The organism is Suipraeoptans intestinalis (assembly GCF_034091795.1).
Classification (GTDB): Bacteria; Bacillota; Clostridia; order Lachnospirales; family Lachnospiraceae; genus Suipraeoptans; species Suipraeoptans intestinalis.
In genome coordinates this window covers 38999-54595 of record NZ_JAXFXH010000013.1, presented here as the reverse complement: position 1 = coordinate 54595, position 15597 = coordinate 38999, and the positions used below count along the sequence as shown (strand labels likewise).

Annotated in this window: 16 protein-coding genes; 2 read left to right on the top strand and 14 right to left on the bottom strand. The window is 49.5% G+C overall.

Translation table 11 applies throughout. From position 1 onward, the window contains the following. Window positions 1–8 precede the first annotated feature (8 nt). From rplI to SOW26_RS04490, 8 genes are all read right to left on the bottom strand, one after another. Window positions 9–455: a 50S ribosomal protein L9 gene (gene rplI / locus SOW26_RS04525; protein WP_276959303.1), complete on the bottom strand. Its 447-nt coding sequence runs from the start codon at window positions 453–455 to the stop codon at window positions 9–11. Further along, complete coding sequence (locus SOW26_RS04520) at window positions 456–2519, bottom strand: DHH family phosphoesterase (protein WP_276959300.1); 2064 nt, start codon at window positions 2517–2519, stop codon at window positions 456–458. It abuts the gene before it with no gap. Between the two features lie 153 nt (window positions 2520–2672). Continuing rightward, window positions 2673–3692 (bottom strand): UDP-glucose 4-epimerase GalE, encoded by a 1020-nt coding sequence (galE, locus tag SOW26_RS04515; protein WP_320651962.1) that lies wholly within the window; start codon window positions 3690–3692, stop codon window positions 2673–2675. Window positions 3693–3696: 4 nt separating this feature from the next. Then, entirely contained in the window at window positions 3697–4821 is a 1125-nt protein-coding gene (locus SOW26_RS04510) for a phosphotransferase enzyme family protein (protein WP_154475279.1), read from the bottom strand. 1 nt (window position 4822) lies between these two features. Continuing rightward, window positions 4823–5749, bottom strand: a complete 927-nt coding sequence (locus SOW26_RS04505) for a nucleotidyltransferase family protein (protein WP_320651961.1) — start codon at window positions 5747–5749, stop codon at window positions 4823–4825. Between the two features lie 53 nt (window positions 5750–5802). Further along, complete coding sequence (locus tag SOW26_RS04500) at window positions 5803–6663, bottom strand: carbohydrate ABC transporter permease (protein WP_154476776.1); 861 nt, start codon at window positions 6661–6663, stop codon at window positions 5803–5805. 16 nt (window positions 6664–6679) lie between these two features. After that, complete coding sequence (locus SOW26_RS04495; protein WP_320651960.1) at window positions 6680–7585, bottom strand: carbohydrate ABC transporter permease; 906 nt, start codon at window positions 7583–7585, stop codon at window positions 6680–6682. A 96-nt stretch (window positions 7586–7681) separates the two neighbouring features. Continuing rightward, window positions 7682–9010: an ABC transporter substrate-binding protein gene (locus SOW26_RS04490; protein ID WP_276959294.1), complete on the bottom strand. Its 1329-nt coding sequence runs from the start codon at window positions 9008–9010 to the stop codon at window positions 7682–7684. A gap of 206 nt (window positions 9011–9216) precedes the next feature. On the opposite strand from SOW26_RS04490, the gene SOW26_RS04485 reads away from it, so the two are divergent. Further along, window positions 9217–10128: an AraC family transcriptional regulator gene (locus SOW26_RS04485; protein WP_276959292.1), complete on the top strand. Its 912-nt coding sequence runs from the start codon at window positions 9217–9219 to the stop codon at window positions 10126–10128. Here the strand turns inward: SOW26_RS04485 and nagB are convergent. Continuing rightward, window positions 10125–10862: a glucosamine-6-phosphate deaminase gene (nagB, locus tag SOW26_RS04480; protein ID WP_276959290.1), complete on the bottom strand. Its 738-nt coding sequence runs from the start codon at window positions 10860–10862 to the stop codon at window positions 10125–10127. The two genes, SOW26_RS04485 and nagB, sit on opposite strands and share 4 nt — an antisense overlap. A 244-nt stretch (window positions 10863–11106) precedes the next feature. Between nagB and gnpA the strand changes: the two genes are divergently transcribed. Continuing rightward, window positions 11107–13263 (top strand): 1,3-beta-galactosyl-N-acetylhexosamine phosphorylase, encoded by a 2157-nt coding sequence (gnpA, locus tag SOW26_RS04475; protein ID WP_276959288.1) that lies wholly within the window; start codon window positions 11107–11109, stop codon window positions 13261–13263. A gap of 108 nt (window positions 13264–13371) precedes the next feature. Here the strand turns inward: gnpA and rpsR are convergent, their stop codons facing one another. The 5 genes from rpsR to srtB form a co-directional block, all read right to left on the bottom strand. Beyond that, window positions 13372–13635, bottom strand: a complete 264-nt coding sequence (gene rpsR, locus SOW26_RS04470; RefSeq protein WP_154476786.1) for a 30S ribosomal protein S18 — start codon at window positions 13633–13635, stop codon at window positions 13372–13374. 23 nt (window positions 13636–13658) lie between these two features. Beyond that, on the bottom strand, window positions 13659–14105 hold the full coding sequence (locus tag SOW26_RS04465) for a single-stranded DNA-binding protein (RefSeq protein ID WP_154476788.1): 447 nt from the start codon (window positions 14103–14105) through the stop codon (window positions 13659–13661). 21 nt (window positions 14106–14126) lie between these two features. Further along, window positions 14127–14414, bottom strand: coding sequence for a 30S ribosomal protein S6 (gene rpsF / locus SOW26_RS04460; protein WP_276959286.1), 288 nt, complete (start codon window positions 14412–14414; stop codon window positions 14127–14129). Window positions 14415–14530: 116 nt separating this feature from the next. Beyond that, window positions 14531–14731 (bottom strand): DUF951 domain-containing protein, encoded by a 201-nt coding sequence (locus SOW26_RS04455; protein ID WP_154476792.1) that lies wholly within the window; start codon window positions 14729–14731, stop codon window positions 14531–14533. A 42-nt stretch (window positions 14732–14773) separates the two neighbouring features. After that, on the bottom strand, window positions 14774–15574 hold the full coding sequence (gene srtB / locus SOW26_RS04450; protein ID WP_276959285.1) for a class B sortase: 801 nt from the start codon (window positions 15572–15574) through the stop codon (window positions 14774–14776). Window positions 15575–15597: the final 23 nt, after the last annotated feature.

The following is a 15597-nucleotide window of genomic DNA, read 5'->3' as shown; positions in this document are numbered from 1 at the left end:
CCGTCCTCCTACTCTTCCGCTACGCTGACTTTCAGATCTGCCGTCACTTTGGGATGCAGTTTGATCCCTACCGTATGCTCTCCGACGGTTTTAATCGCGTCTTTCAGCAGCACCTTCTTTTTGTCGATCTCCAGATTCATCTGGCTTTTCACCTCTGCCGCGATCTCTTTGGATGAGATGGACCCAAAAGCCTTTCCGCCCTCTCCCGTCTTGATGGCCAGCTGTATCTTTCCGGCCTCGATTTCCTGCTTCAGCGCCAGCGCCGCCTCGTATTTTTCCTGCGCCACCTTATCTTCGTTGGCCTTTTTCAGCTTCAGGTCATTCAGGTTCCTGCTGTTCGCCTCCAGACCTTTTTTCTGCTTCAGAATAAAATTGCGGGCGTATCCGTCATTGATCTCCACAATGTCTCCTGCTTTTCCCAGTGCTTTTACGTCTTCTGTCAATATAACTTTCATCTATTCGTCTCCTTCCTCCTGCAGATATTCATCAATCTTCTCTTTCAGTTCTTCCATCGCCTTCTCCATATCCGTATGGTCAAACTGGGCTCCCGCCGCGTTCAGATGTCCGCCGCCCCCCAGCTTCTCCATCAGATACTGTACATTGACTTCATCAATGGATCTTGCGCTGACATAGATCTTGCCATTATGCTCCGTCAGTACAAAAGACGCCTTGATCCCGTTGATATCCAGCAGCTCATTTGCCGCCTGGGCGCCTGCGATGGTGGGGCTTTCAATGGAAAGATCCTCTCCCATCGCCAGTGCGAACATTCCTTTGTACACGGAAGCTCCGCTGATGATCGCCGCCTTGGCGCGGTAAGCCTCCATATCGTCCCGCAGCAGCTTCCGCACCAGCGTGATATCCGCTCCGCTTCTTCGCAAAAAAGCCGCCGCCTCAAAGGTCCTGACCCCTGTCTTATTCAAAAAATTATTCGTGTCAATGGTAATACCGGCATACATACTGCTTGCCTCTATGCTGGGAATGTTGACATCATCCACAATGTACTGCAGCACTTCCGCCACCATCTCACAGGTGGAGGAGGCATAGGGCTCGATGTAGGACAGCAGGGCATTTTCAATATGGTCGCTGCTCTGCCGGTGATGATCCAGTACCACGATAGTCTCTGTTTTCTTTAAAAGCTCCGGACATTCCGTCATATAAGGGCGGTTAATGTCTACCACGATCACCAGGGAATTTTCATCTGCCAGATCCACCGCTTCTTCCGGTTTCAGAAAGAAGTCTCTGGGATAAGAGATATCTTTCAGAAAACTGTCATACAGCGGCCTTACCGTCGTTGATATCTCGTCGATGACAATATGAGCCGTCTTTTCCAGCGCCGCCACCGCCCGGTAGATTCCGATAGCCGCCCCAAAGGAATCCATGTCCGCCATCTTGTGCCCCATGACGAAGATCTTGTCTTTCACGGTAATAAATTCCCGCAGCGCCTCTGCCTTTACCCGCGCCTTCACCCGGGTGTTCTTGGCTGTCTGTTCCCTTTTTCCGCCGTAATAGGTGGTGCCCGTCCTGTCTTTGATCACCGCCTGGTCGCCGCCTCTTCCCAGCGCCAGATCAATGGCGACTCTTGCATAATCATTACTCTGGGCATAAGCCGTCTCGCTGAAGCCCAGCCCGATACTGAGCGTAGCCGGGATCCGGTTGCCGATGTTGACCGACTTTACATCCTCCAGCAGGGAAAACCGGTCGTCCTCCAGACCTTCCAGATATTTTTTCTGGAAAATCACAAAGTACTTGTCATTTTCCATCTTTTTCACGATTCCGTCAATCCTGGCAATATACTGGTTGATCCGTCGGTCCACCAGCGCCACCAGAAGGGACTGGCGCACTTCCTCCACACTGGCCACAACCTCGTCGTAGTTGTCAATATAGATCAGCCCGGCTACCAGCCGTTGTTCCTCATTCTGCCGGATATACCGGTTCATATCCGTCACATCCCGCAGGGATACTGCTATAAAATACTCTTTTTCCGACGGCATCTGCAGCAGCTTTTCCGTATCGCTGAACCCTTCTGCCCAGACCCGCCTCAGCTCGGCGATATACTCGCGTCCCTCATAGGACACTTCGATCTGCGTCCGTTCGTCCACGTCCTTCGGAAATACCCCCCTGTTCAGCTGTGGGATATATTTGCTCAGATACAGCTTTTGCTGCTGGAACACCCCAAACGACTCCTGAAAACAGTCGTTCATCCAGACAACCTTTCCGTCCTCCAGCAAAATCGCATAGGCGATGGAAAGCTCTTTTAAAAGCGTATTCTGCACGATCCCGTACTGGGCGGCAAACTCGATCAGATCCTTCATGACTGCCGACTTGCTGTACACATAAAGCGCCACAACGATCCCTGCGTACACTGCCAGCAGGATAAACATCAGCGTCCCCGCCTTCCGGTCGATCTGGTAGATCCAGATGTTCATCAGCACCAAAAGCACCGTCATGACCATGGGCATCTGCAGGTAATATTTTAATTGCCCCTTCAGCTTTACCTGTTGCTTCTCTTTTTCTGCCATCTTCTCATCCTCTAAAAATGAATCCAGTTCTCACTAATAACATATAGTATACCATCTTTCGACCAAAAATAAAAGATGATACTTCCCTGACGACTCCCATGCACACTTTCCAGCCGCACCTTTGCCGTCAGGGAATGTATCATCTGTGTTTCTTTATCGAAATCCTTCCGGATTCATGGACTGCCACCGCCAGGTATCCTCGCACATTTCTTCCAGGCCTTTTTCTGCTTTCCAGCCCAGAACCTTTTCTGCCTTTGCCGGATCTGCATAACAGGTGGCGATATCTCCGCTTCTTCGCGGACGGATCTCATAAGGGATCTCCTTCCCGCAGGCCTTAGCGAAGGCTCTGACCATATCCAGTACAGAATACCCTGTTCCGGTTCCCAGATTGATGATCTCCAGGCCGGGATCTGTAAACAGGTAGGCAATGGCTTTTACATGGCCCTTTGCCAGATCGACCACATGGATATAGTCCCTTACTCCCGTTCCGTCCGGCGTATCATAATCGTTCCCAAATACCCCCAGCCTTTCCAGTTTCCCTACGGCCACCTGGGAAATGTAGGGCATCAGGTTATTGGGGATCCCTCTGGGATCCTCTCCGATCTCTCCGCTTTTATGAGCGCCTACCGGATTGAAATATCGCAGCAGGATCACATTCCATCTGGGGTCCGCCTTCTGGATATCCATCATGATCTGTTCCATCATCGACTTGGTCCAGCCGTAAGGATTGGTACACGCTCCCTTGGGGCAGGCTTCCGTAATGGGAATCTCCACAGGATTCCCGTACACGGTAGCGGAAGAACTGAATACCAGATTCCACACTCCCGTTTCCTTCATCACTTTGATCAGGGTCAGGGTTCCCGTAATGTTGTTGTGGTAGTACTCCAGCGGTTTTTCCACCGACTCGCCCACAGCCTTTAAAGCCGCACAATGTAGCACCGCGTCGATCCTCTCCTGAAGGATCACGCTCTTTAAAAGCTCTTCCTCCAGCACATCTCCCTTGTAAAAGGTCACGGCTTTCCCCGTGATCCTCTGCACCCGCCTTACAGATTCCTCCGAGGAATTGGACAGATTATCATAGATCACCACTTCATAGCCGCTCTCTAAAAGCTCCACCGCCGTGTGGCTTCCAATATAGCCTGCGCCGCCTGTGATCAGTATTTTTTTTGCCATGTGACTACCTCCCTGCATTTCCGTACTTTCTTACGATTTCCTTCATGGTATCCCACTTGCGTTCCATGTCCTCCACCAGACAAAACTGCGTCCGGCATCTGTCCAGATTCTGTCCCTCTCTGTGGATCTTAAAGTAGGTATCTCCCTCCAGATAATCTGTCAAAAACCGCATCCCGCACTCAAAGGTCATGACTTTCGCCCCCATCGGCAACAGCTCGATCTCTTTTTCTGTCAGTTTTCCCTGACAGCCCTCAATAAATCCTTTCACATAGATTTCAAACAGATGCATATCACAGGAGACCTTTGACAGATCCCTCTCATCCTCCGTGGCCGTGCTGGCTCCAAATCGGATGGAATCGCCAAAATCAAACACAGCCAGTCCCGGCATCACCGTATCCAGATCGATGACGCAGATCCCCCTTCCCGACTTGTTGTCGATCATAATATTGTTCAGCTTGGTGTCGTTGTGGGTCACTCTGATCGGGATCTTTCCTGCCTCCAACAGCCGCGAAAAATATTCTGCCGTTTCCTTTCTCCGACGGACAAAGGCGATCTCTTTTTCCACCTCTTTCGCTCTTCCCTTTCGATCTGCCAGAACCGCCTGTTCAAAGGCTTCATAGCGGGCGCATGTATTGTGAAAATCCTTAATGGTCTCATGAAGGGTTTCCGCCGGATAATCCGACAGCAGACATTGAAACGTCCCGAAAGCCACGGCGCTTTGATAAAAATGCTCTTCCTTTTCTACCTGATCGTAGCTGGTGGCGTCTGTGATAAATTTGTAGGATCTCCAGTAATCTCCCTTGGAATCCACATAAAACGGATCTCCGTCCACCGTGTGGATCACATTTAAGGTCTCCCTGTCGGGATCTCCTCCCTGGCAGATAATCTTTTTTCTCAAGTGGGATGTGACGCCCACGATATTTTCCATCAGACTCCTGGGATCTGTAAACACATCCTTGTTCATCCGCTGCAGGATCACCTTTAGCGTTCCCATTTCTGCAATTTCAAATACCAGCAGATACGTATCATTGATGTGTCCGCTTCCATACGGCTCTTCCCTTGTCAGGATCCCTTCATACTGGAAGCTTCCGATCGCTTCATCCAGCTGCTGTCTTGTTACCTGTGCCATGTTATGATTCCCCCCAAAGCTTTTTCGGATACCGTCCCTCTTCCGTCATTTTTCTGACAGCCTCCATCACCACCGGTTTATCCTCTTTGTATGTAACTCCATACCACTTGTCTTTTGATTTTAAAACATCCACCGTTGCCTTTTCTTCTTCCAGCAGCCTGCTGACTACTTCCGGCAGAAAATACTCGCACTTCATGGGATTTTCCTGCAGTCCCCTGTCCAAAAACGCCGGGAACCTTTTCTTTAATTCCTGCAGAATACTGGCAGAAAATCCCCACATGTTCATAGACACCGTGGTTTCCTTTGGCACGAAATTCCAGGTCTCTCCCTCGTCTTCCGTGAAGGCGATCCCTCCGTCTCTTTTTTCTACCCGGGTTCTCTCACAGATCCCCACAAGCCGTCCGGCCTCGTCCATCTCACAGATCCCTCTGGCAACATGTCCGTTATCCGTTACCGTGTTGCCCAACTGGTATCCCACCATGGTATAACGGTATTTTTCATCATCCTCATGACTTTCCAGATAGTGATAGATCAGGCGGAAGGCTTCTTCCCCGTAATAATCGTCTGCATTGATCACTGCAAAGGGACCGTCTATTTCCTCCAGACAGCTTAACACTGCATGACCGGTTCCCCATGGCTTGACGCGCCCTTCCGGCACCTGATATCCCTCCGGCAGGTTGGCAATATCCTGGAATACATAGGCAACCTCCATATGGTCTGCCATTCTTTTCCCGATCACCTGACGGAAATCCTCTTCGTTTTCCCGCTTGATGATAAATACCACTTTTTCAAATCCTGCTCTTTTTGCGTCAAACAGGGAGAAATCCATAATGATCTGCCCCTCTTCGTCAATGGGATCGATCTGCTTTAACCCTCCGTATCTGCTTCCCATTCCCGCTGCCATAATGACCAGTACCGGTTTTTTCATTTTCCTTACCTCCAAACTCTTTCTATCTGCCATTCTTTCCGTCTGTACTTCCTCTATCCTTTGATTCCGCCTGTAACACCGCCGATGATTTTTTCCGACAGGAACAAGTATAAAACAAATGTGGGAAGAAATACAATGATAACCGCTGCAAACATTCCCGCCCAGTTACCGGTGTACTGCATGGACTGCAGCATTCCGTAAAGCCCCACTGCCACCGGACGCAGCTCGTCACTGTTGGCAAAGATCAGAGACAGGAAATATTCGTTCCAGATATTGATAAAATTAAAGATCGTTACCGTCACGATCCCGGACTGTGCCATCGGAAACATGATCTTCCAAAACGTTCTGGCCGGCGGACATCCGTCGATCGCCGCCGCCTCCTCATACGTCCTTGACAGGTTGGAAAAAAAGGTCAGAAGAAAAATCGTCGTATAAGGGATATTGATCCCCGTATACAGAAAGATCAGCGTCACCTTGCTTGCCAGAAGACTGTTTAAGATGCCCATATTTGCTACTACGCCAAACAGCGGCAGGATGATCATGGTGATCGGCACTCCCATCGCCGCCACAAATCCCGTCTGGATCACCTTGTTTCCCAGAAAGGTGAACCTGGAAAGCACATAGGCTGCCGGCGCGCAGATCAGGATCAGAAGAATACAGGAGATCACAGAATACAGCAGTGAATTCTTAAAAAAGGTAGCCACACCGCCGGATCCCCACGCCTGTACATAATTTTCAAAATGAAGTCCTGTAGGAAATTTCAGCGCATCTCCCTTGAAAATATCTGCCGTGGTAGACAGACTTGCCGCTGCGATCCATCCCAGGAGCAAAAGGGTAAATCCTACCCACAACAACACCACCAGATACCCGGGGGCCAGCTTTAACTCTTTTTTCCAGTTCCATCTTTGTTTCATCAGTTGCTCCCCCTTTCTAAAATTCCAGATCGTCGTCTTTGATCAGCAGGTTGCAGACGGTAAACACCAGAACCACGCAGAGGCAGAGCACGATCCCGATGCTGGCTCCATAGCCTGCATTTCTCTCTGTTACCGCATTCCCCGCCCCGAAAATGTTCATGTACATATATTGCACCGGAACAATGGTGGCCTTGTTGGCCGTCACGGAAGAAAACAACTGGGACCATACAAAAAATGCCGCCGTGCTGACTGACCACATGGTAATGTTGGTCTTAAACACTCCCTTCAGCAGAGGAAGTGTCATATATCTGAACTGCTGAGGCTTATTGGCCCCGTCAATTGTAGCCGCTTCATAAAAATCCGGACTGATCCTTTCGATCCCGCTCATCCAGATCAGCATATGATAGCCCACCATTCCAAAACAGTAGGCGATCAGCAGCGCCCAAAATACATTATCCGGCGCTGTCCACTGGGTCTTGGCCAGCTTGTCCAGCCCTACAAACTCCAGTACACTTTTTAACAGTCCGAACTTAGGACTGTACACATACTGCAGCCACATAGTTGCCAATGCAACTGCACTCACGATATTCGGAAGATAAATGATGGCACGAAATACTTTTTTCCCTTTGATCCCGCTGGTCAGGATCACGCCCAGAAGGAGTGACAAAAGCATGACGATCAGTCCGCCAAACAGCCATATCCTTCCAATGTTCCACATGGCTGTACGGAAAATATCCGTCGACAACAGTTTTTCGTAGTTACTGATTCCCACAAACTGCCACATATCCGCGGTATCTGTAACCGACTCGATCTTAAAAAAGCTCATCAGGACCGTTCTGATGAGCGGATATAGAAATACAGCCAGGAACATGATAACTGCCGGCATCAGAAACCCAATTATCATTCCCTTATTTTTCTTCACGCAAATCCCTCCTTCTTCTTACAAAATATGGTGGCGAAGGCAGTCTGCCCATGCCACCATATTCCCCTCACTGCTCTCTCAAACTTCAAACAGTTTTTATTTTTCTGCTGCGGTCTTGCAAGCCTTTACGAACTCATCGGCTGTCATCTTGCCGCCCATCAGCTTTAATACGTTTTCGCTTAATGCCGGTGTCAGGTCTCCGTTATTTTCTACACCCACTGCCCAGTCATAGAAAGTAGTGGTTGCATCAAATCCCGGTTTTACTTCCTGCAGCTCTGTCGGCCATGCATCTGCATTTGCCTTGTCGGCCGGGATGCAAAGAGCTTCCTCTGTCATCTTCTTATCGAAATCTCCTGCCGCGATATAGGTGATCAGTTCAAATGCCTGCTCTGCCTTCTTGGAATCCTTGTTGATCGCAAATACCTGGTTTGCAATGTTGTTTGCCGTTGCATCATTGGTTCCGCCGGATACTGCCGGATAATTGAAGTATCCCCATTTCAGATCCTTGGATACCGAATCCTTGATCTCGTTGGGCAGCCAGGATCCGCAGATGATGATTGCTGCATCCCCCGGTGCAAATTCCTGATTCTGTCCTGCCGGATACACATTGGACTCTATGTTCTCGGAGAAGTATCCCTTACTTGCAAAGTCTTCCAGATCTTTCGCTGCCTGTGCCACTCTCGGATCATCCCAGGTCACTGCCTCGATCTCCCCTGCTTCCACCTTTTCCTTCACTGCCGGATCTCCCACCAGTGCCTTTACGCCATCCTGTCCCAGATAACGTCCCAGGTGATAGCCAAGGAAAGAGGTTGCATAGGCTCCGTCGCCTGTGATCGGTGTGATCTTTGCTTCCTTCAGCTTCGCGCACACTGCGTCAAACTCTTCCCAGGTAGTCGGAACCGCCTCGATTCCTGCCTTTTCAAACAAGGTCTTGTTGTAGAAGAAACCGAAAATAGACGGCTGGTAAGGAATAGAATGCAGCGTTGCATCTCCGTCGTGAGTCTGTCCGTATGCGTTTCTTGCAATCTGGAACAGCGTCGTATTTCCGTGCTCTGCCTCAAAATCTTTTGCCAGATCTTCCAGATCCAGCAGGTATTTTCCCCAGGATCCGTTGACTCTGTTGACATCCTCATCAAACAGGTCGATCTGCTGTTTTGCGTCCAATGCCGGCTGCAGACCTTCTCTTTGTCCGCTCCGTCCCTTGAACTGCAGATCTACCTCTACGCCTGTGTCCTTTGTGTACTTTTCTACCGCTTCCTTGATCACTTCTGCCTGGGGCTCTTTCTCGCTCCACATAGACCAGTACACAAGCTTGTCGCTGTCTTTGCTGTCAGAGGAAGCGCTGTCAGACTTCTTGCCGCAGCCTGCCATTGCAGCGGCAACCAGTGCTCCACACAGCAATACGCTAACCAGTTTCTTTTTCATACTACTTTACCTCCTATAAAGTGTTTTCTCTCGCTGTCCTCATTCTATTACAAAACTGCACAAAAATCTTTGTATTATATTTTCATAAATTTGCACTATCGGTATTTTTCTTTTGATTTCCCTTCCTTTTTCCTGTATACTGTTGGTAAGAATCCATAATATTTTAAAAAAACAACTCTATTTCAAGACAAATCGCGAGGTATCTTATGGGATATGACGGAATTTCACTGCAAAACGAAGTGTCTGTTGGTAAAATTTACAGCATCCACTATTTTGAATATATGAATGATTTTTCCTTTGATGGAGAAGCCCATGATTTCTGGGAATTTATCTGTGTGGACAAAGGGGAAGTTTCCATTACCGCCGGGACCAGGCTGCGGACTCTGAAGCAGGGAGAGATCGCCTTTCACGAACCCAACGAATTCCATGACGTACACGCCAACGGAACCATCGCCCCCAACCTGGTGGTCATCTCCTTCCAGTGTGACGATCCGGCGATGGACTTCTTCCGTAAAAAAACGTTTTTGATCGACGACACGGAGCGCAACCTTCTGGCAGATATCATCATTGAAGCCCGGCGCTGTTTCGACTGCCGACTGGATGACCCCTATCTACAGAACATGCCCCAAAAGCCTGCCGATATGTTTGGCGCCCAGCAGCTGATCCGGCTGTATCTGGAGCATTTCCTGATCCACCTGATCCGCCGGCATTCCAACCCGGTGGTTCTTCGCAGGCTGCCCGGCCGGGATTCTTTTGGCCCTATGACGAAAAAAAGTGACACGGAGCTGTTTCACCGTGTCACCGACTATCTGGAATCCCACCTCTGTTCCCACATTACCATCCATCAGATCTGCAAGGACAACCTGATCGGACGCTCTCAGCTGCAAAAGCTGTTCCGGGCCCAGTGCCATATGGGGATCATCGAATATTTTTCCCTGATGAAGATCAACGCCGCCAAGGAAATGATCCGGACCAACCGGCTGAACTTCACCCAGATTTCCGAACAGCTGGGGTATACTTCCATCCATTATTTTTCCCGTCAGTTTAAAAAGCTCACTGGAATGACTCCCTCTGAATATGCGTCTTCCATTAAGGCCATGGCAGAGCGAAGGCGCTAGAGCTTCTCTGTCACCTTAGACAGCGCTGCCTCGTCTGCCACCAGGATCACATCCGGGTGCAGCTGCAGGATGGAGGCGGGTACCTGCGGGGTAATGGGCCCCCAGAAGGCTTTCTTTACGATATCCGCTTTATCCTCTCCGCTTACGATCACCAGGATCCGGACGGCTCTTAGAATGGTGCCGATCCCCATGGTATAGGCCTGTCTGGGTACCTCTTTTGCCGATTCAAAAAAACGTTTATTGGCCTGTATCGTACTTTCCTGCAGATCGACACAGTGGGTTTCTTTTGCAAACGCCTCCGCCGGTTCGTTGAATCCGATATGCCCGTTATGCCCCATTCCCAAAAGCTGAATGTCGATCCCTCCCAGGCTTTCCATCAATTCTTCATATCGTCTGCATTCTTTTTCCGCTTCTGCATTGGTTCCGTCCGGCAGGTGGGTCTGTTCCTGCGGGATGTTTACCCGGTCGAACAAATGCCTGTGCATAAAGTAGTAATAGCTCTGTTTATTTTCTTTGTCCAGTCCTTTGTACTCGTCCAGATTGACAGTCCTGACCTCACTAAAATCCAGATCCCCTTTTTCGTACCACTCTACCAGCTGTTCATAGGTTCCGATCGGCGTAGAACCCGTAGCAAGTCCCAGCACACTGTCCGGTTTGGATATGATCTGCGCCGACAGGATATTGGCCGCCTTCCTGCTCATTTCCCGGTAGTCTTTCACTGCATATACTCTCATAAGTGTCCTCCCATATGTGTTCTGCATGATCCCAGGCACTTCGCCCCGTCGTTCCTTCATGCCCCTTTCCTTCTTTTATAGCAAAGAATATATGCGAAAACAAGACGGTTCTGAAAGTCTGTCCAAAAAGACAAAAAAAGTCGACAATCGTGCTATTGCATTCTTGCCCTTCCTCTCCTATACTCAAATCCAGAGAGTCATTTCAGGGTGGTCTTTGCCGCCCGGTAATATAAGGAGGTTTGCTATGTCTAAAGCGAGAGGAAGAGTCACTTTGCCCAGCCAATCCGGGTTTTTGACTGAAACAAAAGAAATCATGGAAAAATGGGGCGCCGACGCCCTGCGGGACAGTGACGGGACCAAATTGGACCAGGAACTGAAGGAACTGGACGCCAAAATCTACACCACCTACTTTGTGGCAAGAGGCCACAACGACTTTGCCAGGGAACATATGGATGAATGCCAGCAGATGCTTTTGATGTCCAAAAGGAATCTGGCCACTTCCACGGAACTGACCATTGATTTTCTTGACGGATATTTCAGGGAACAGGTGGTTCCGGATTATCGCCACGATCCTCATACCTGGTGGGAAGTCATCGACCGCACTACGGGGGAGGTCCTGCCCGTCTCCTGCTGGCAGGTGGACACAAAAAAGCATCTTGTTCTCCTGGAACAGGCCATCCCTTTTCACGAATACACCGTCTCCTTTTTCGTGTACGCCATCTGGGATCCCACTCAGATGTACAACCATATTACCAACGACTGGGGCGACAAGCCGCACGAAATTCCTTTTGACGTCCGTCTGCCCCATTCCGGCAGATTTGCAACGGATTACCTGACTTCCTGGCTGAAGGAAAATCCGGACACAGATGTGGTTCGCTTTACCACCTTCTTTTATCATTTCACTCTGGTATTTAATGAGGAGGCCCGAGAGAAATTTGTAGACTGGTTCGGATACGGCGCAACTGTCTCTATCCAGGCTTTTGAAGAATTTGAGGCCGAATATGGATACGCTCTGCGACCGGAAGATATCGTGGATAACGGATACTATAACACCGCCTTTCGTGTCCCCACAAAGGCTTATCTGGATTACATGGATTTCATTCAGAGATTTGTCGCAAAGAAGGCAAAGGAGCTGGTGGATATTACCCATGCAGCCGGCAAAGAGGCCATGATGTTCCTGGGGGACAACTGGATTGGAACGGAACCCTACGGCCCTTATTTCCGGGAAATCGGGATGGATGCCGTCGTAGGAAGTGTCGGCGGCGGCGCAACGCTGCGCCTTATTTCCGATATTCCTCATGTGAAATACACAGAAGGCCGCTTTCTGCCCTATTTCTTTCCCGACACCTTTTATGAAGGAAATGATCCCTGTGTGGAAGCGGTAGAAAACTGGCTGAGCGCAAGACGCGCCCTGATGCGAAGCCCTCTGGATCGGATCGGATACGGCGGCTATCTCAGCCTGGCCTATCAATTCCCCAAATTCATAGATTACATCGCGCAGGTTACGGAAGAATTTCGCACCATCTACGACAACGTAAAAGGAAAGCGCCCCTACTGCGGTCTGAAGGTCGCTGTCTTAAACGCCTGGGGCCGGCTTCGTTCCTGGCAGACCCACATGGTGGCTCACGCCCTCTGGTACAAGCAGACCTATTCTTATTTTGGTGTGCTGGAAGCTTTAAGCGGCGCTGCCGTGGACGTTTCCTTCCTCAGTTTCCAGGATATCCGTACCGGAGGCATTCCGGCAGATGTGGATGTGATCCTGAATGTAGGAGATGCCGGCACCGCTTTTTCCGGCGGGGAGGAATGGCTGGATCCAAAGCTTGTGACTGCCATCCGTCAATGGGTCTATGGCGGCGGCGCTTTTCTGGGGATCGGGGAACCTTCCGCCATCCACCATCAGGGACGCTTCTTCCAGCTGGCAGATGTGCTGGGGGTAGACAAAGAGCTGGGCTATACCTTATCCACCGACAAATATTTTCACACGGCTCTTTCCTCCCATTTCATCACAGCCGACGCAAAGGATGCCTTCTGTTTTGGGGAGAGTCAGCACAATATCTACGCCCTTTCCCGGCAGACGGAGATTCTGGAATACTCTGACAACGAAGTGCATCTGGCTGCTCATCCCTACGGAAAGGGAAGAGGGGTCTATATCAGCGGCCTTCCCTACAGCCACGAAAACACTCGTCTTCTCATGCGGGCGATGTATTATGCGGCACACAAGGAAGACGCTTTCCGACGCTGGCACACGGACAATCTGTTCTGTGAAGTCCACGCCTATCCCGAAACCGGGAAGTATGCTATTGTCAACAATTCTAACAATACTCAATCCACCGTCTTTTATGACGGAAATGGCGAGGCCACACAGGTAACGTTAAAGCCCTGCCAGATTTTGTGGAAATAACCGTCCGTTTACACAAAAAAGCAGTGTAGCTTCTGCTGAAGCTACACTGCTTTTTTGTATCTTCTGTTCCGGTCTGCGAAACCTTCGCCTGCTCTTTGAAAGCTCCGATTAGTCCTGAACGTATGGCATCAATGCCAGGTGACGCGCACGCTTGATGGCTACTGTGAGAGCTCTCTGGTGCTTTGCACAGCTTCCTGTGATTCTTCTGGGAAGGATCTTTCCTCTCTCAGAAATGTACTTTCTCAGCTTTGCCACATCCTTGTAATCAATCGTGTTGTCCTTGCCGCAGAATACGCAGACTTTTTTTCTTCTGCGCATACCGCCTCTTTTCTTAAATCCGCCTTCCGGACGGTTTCCTTTTTCAAAAGCCATGGTCTTGTCCTCCTTACCACACACTAATTAAACGGTAATTCATCGTCGATTCCATCTGGGATATTCATAAATCCGTCTCCGGCGTCTGTCCCTGCCGCAGGTGAAGGCATCCCCTGGAATCCACCGCCGTGTGCTTCACTGGCAGCTTTGCTCTCCGCAAACTCCTGGTCTTCCACCACAACATCTGTCGTATATACCTTCTGGCCTTCCTTGTTGGTGTAGCTGCCGGTCTGGATCCGTCCCGTTACCAGCACCTTCAGTCCCTTTCTGAAATACTTTTCCGCAAACTCAGCCGATCTCCCAAATGCCACGCAGTTGATAAAATCTGCACTCTGCTCGCCGTCATTATTTCTCCGGAACCTTCTGTCCACCGCCAAAGAATACCTTGCGATCGCCATAGAGGTGTCGCCGGTAGAATAGCGAACCTCCGGATCTCTCGTCAAACGTCCCATTAAAATCACTTTATTCATATTAATCCCTCTGCTTCCTGCTTATGCTTCCTGTCTTACGCATAAATATCTGAGTACATTGTCCATAATACGAATTCTTTGCTCGATCTCGCCTGGAACCTCTGCATCAGATTCAAAGTGGATGAAATAATAAAATCCCTCTTTCATTTTCTGAATCTCGTAAGCCAGTCTTCTCTTACCCCATTCATCAACGTCAGAAATCTTGCCGCCGAAACGCTCTACCAGAGCTTTTACTTTCTCGACAACCTGTTCTCTTTCATCATCTTCGATTTTTGCATTGACAACAACAGCTAACTCATACTTGTTCATGTCGCCTTGCACCTCCTTCTGGTCTTTTTGGCCCCTACTCTTTCGTAGGAGCAAGGATATCCGGGGAAACTTCCCCAAATTACACTGTGTCACAGTGGTTCATACTACCATATTTTTTAGCGGTTTTCAAGTGGTTTCTCTAAATCTCTTGTGCTTTTTTCCACCAGCGGTCGGGCCATCATGATCTGATGTCCGCAGCCTGTACACTTTAGGCGGAAGTCCGCCCCTACCCGCAGGATCTCCCATTTTTTGCTTCCGCAAGGATGCGGTTTTTTGAGAGTTACCACATCTCCTACTTCATACTTGTAGTTTGCCATACGATCACCCTTTGTCCGATTTTTCCTTTTTTGAGGATGTTTCTATTCTTCCTTCACTCTTACGCCCCGCACCACAAAACGATTCTCATCGCCTGCACTGGTACAGGTCGAAAGGGTCACGACCCTGCTGGAGGTATCCACTGCAATGCCCGTATCATACTGTGCCACATCTTTGGTCATGGTCAAAAACTTCTGAAAAGCCTCATCCGTCGCAAACTGTGTCAGATAGCTGTCTGATGTGTCCTTTACCTCTCCCACCGAATAAATCTGGTAGGTCAGCTTCTTCCCATCCGGCGTATACAGGTAAAAATAGGGGTTCGCCTCCCAAAAAGACTGTTCTCTGTAATCCTCCAGATGCCGGAACATGGAACCGTCCCGCATCCAGTGTCCGTAGATCAGGGTGTGCCTGTCTGAAAAGTCCGCACTGGCATTGGCATCCAGGAAAATGGCCCCCACCGTATTTTCATTCTCGGAAAAGGTTTTGGACAGATACTTTTCATTGTCGCTACCCTGAACCACCGGATAGTTGATCACAGACGGTTCCGGGTCAAACCGGATCCACGCTACCGTATCCGGATTGATCTTCTTCAGTTCCTCAAAATTCACTGAAAATGTCTCTTCTCCCTTTTCGTCCTTTTTGGTCTCAACAGCCAGTTCCCGCACCTTTGCGTACTCCTTCTTCCCGGTGTTATATCCCTTCCAGATCTTAAACAGTTGGAATCCAGAAAAGCAAAATACGCCGATCGCCACCAAAAGGATCAGGTTTGACAGGATGCTCCTGCCTGTCGCCTTTTTCTGCTTTTTTTTCTTTCTATGGTAATAAGGTTTTTTTTCTTCTTTCATCTTTTTATATCTCCCGCCTTCTT

What these genes read in the sequence shown, in the direction of transcription:
- galE (WP_320651962.1), bottom strand. Translation starts at nt 3,692, where the DNA reads ATGGCAAAAAAAATACTGATCACAGGCGGCGCAGGCTATATTGGAAGC.
- SOW26_RS04520 (WP_276959300.1), bottom strand. Translation starts at nt 2,519, where the DNA reads ATGGCAGAAAAAGAGAAGCAACAGGTAAAGCTGAAGGGGCAATTAAAA.
- SOW26_RS04510 (WP_154475279.1), bottom strand. Translation starts at nt 4,821, where the DNA reads ATGGCACAGGTAACAAGACAGCAGCTGGATGAAGCGATCGGAAGCTTC.
- SOW26_RS04485 (WP_276959292.1), top strand. Translation starts at nt 9,217, where the DNA reads ATGGGATATGACGGAATTTCACTGCAAAACGAAGTGTCTGTTGGTAAA.
- srtB (WP_276959285.1), bottom strand. Translation starts at nt 15,574, where the DNA reads ATGAAAGAAGAAAAAAAACCTTATTACCATAGAAAGAAAAAAAAGCAG.
- SOW26_RS04505 (WP_320651961.1), bottom strand. Translation starts at nt 5,749, where the DNA reads ATGAAAAAACCGGTACTGGTCATTATGGCAGCGGGAATGGGAAGCAGA.
- SOW26_RS04465 (WP_154476788.1), bottom strand. Translation starts at nt 14,105, where the DNA reads ATGAATAAAGTGATTTTAATGGGACGTTTGACGAGAGATCCGGAGGTT.
- SOW26_RS04455 (WP_154476792.1), bottom strand. Translation starts at nt 14,731, where the DNA reads ATGGCAAACTACAAGTATGAAGTAGGAGATGTGGTAACTCTCAAAAAA.
- SOW26_RS04490 (WP_276959294.1), bottom strand. Translation starts at nt 9,010, where the DNA reads ATGAAAAAGAAACTGGTTAGCGTATTGCTGTGTGGAGCACTGGTTGCC.
- SOW26_RS04500 (WP_154476776.1), bottom strand. Translation starts at nt 6,663, where the DNA reads ATGAAACAAAGATGGAACTGGAAAAAAGAGTTAAAGCTGGCCCCCGGG.
- rplI (WP_276959303.1), bottom strand. Translation starts at nt 455, where the DNA reads ATGAAAGTTATATTGACAGAAGACGTAAAAGCACTGGGAAAAGCAGGA.
- gnpA (WP_276959288.1), top strand. Translation starts at nt 11,107, where the DNA reads ATGTCTAAAGCGAGAGGAAGAGTCACTTTGCCCAGCCAATCCGGGTTT.
- rpsF (WP_276959286.1), bottom strand. Translation starts at nt 14,414, where the DNA reads ATGAACAAGTATGAGTTAGCTGTTGTTGTCAATGCAAAAATCGAAGAT.
- nagB (WP_276959290.1), bottom strand. Translation starts at nt 10,862, where the DNA reads ATGAGAGTATATGCAGTGAAAGACTACCGGGAAATGAGCAGGAAGGCG.
- rpsR (WP_154476786.1), bottom strand. Translation starts at nt 13,635, where the DNA reads ATGGCTTTTGAAAAAGGAAACCGTCCGGAAGGCGGATTTAAGAAAAGA.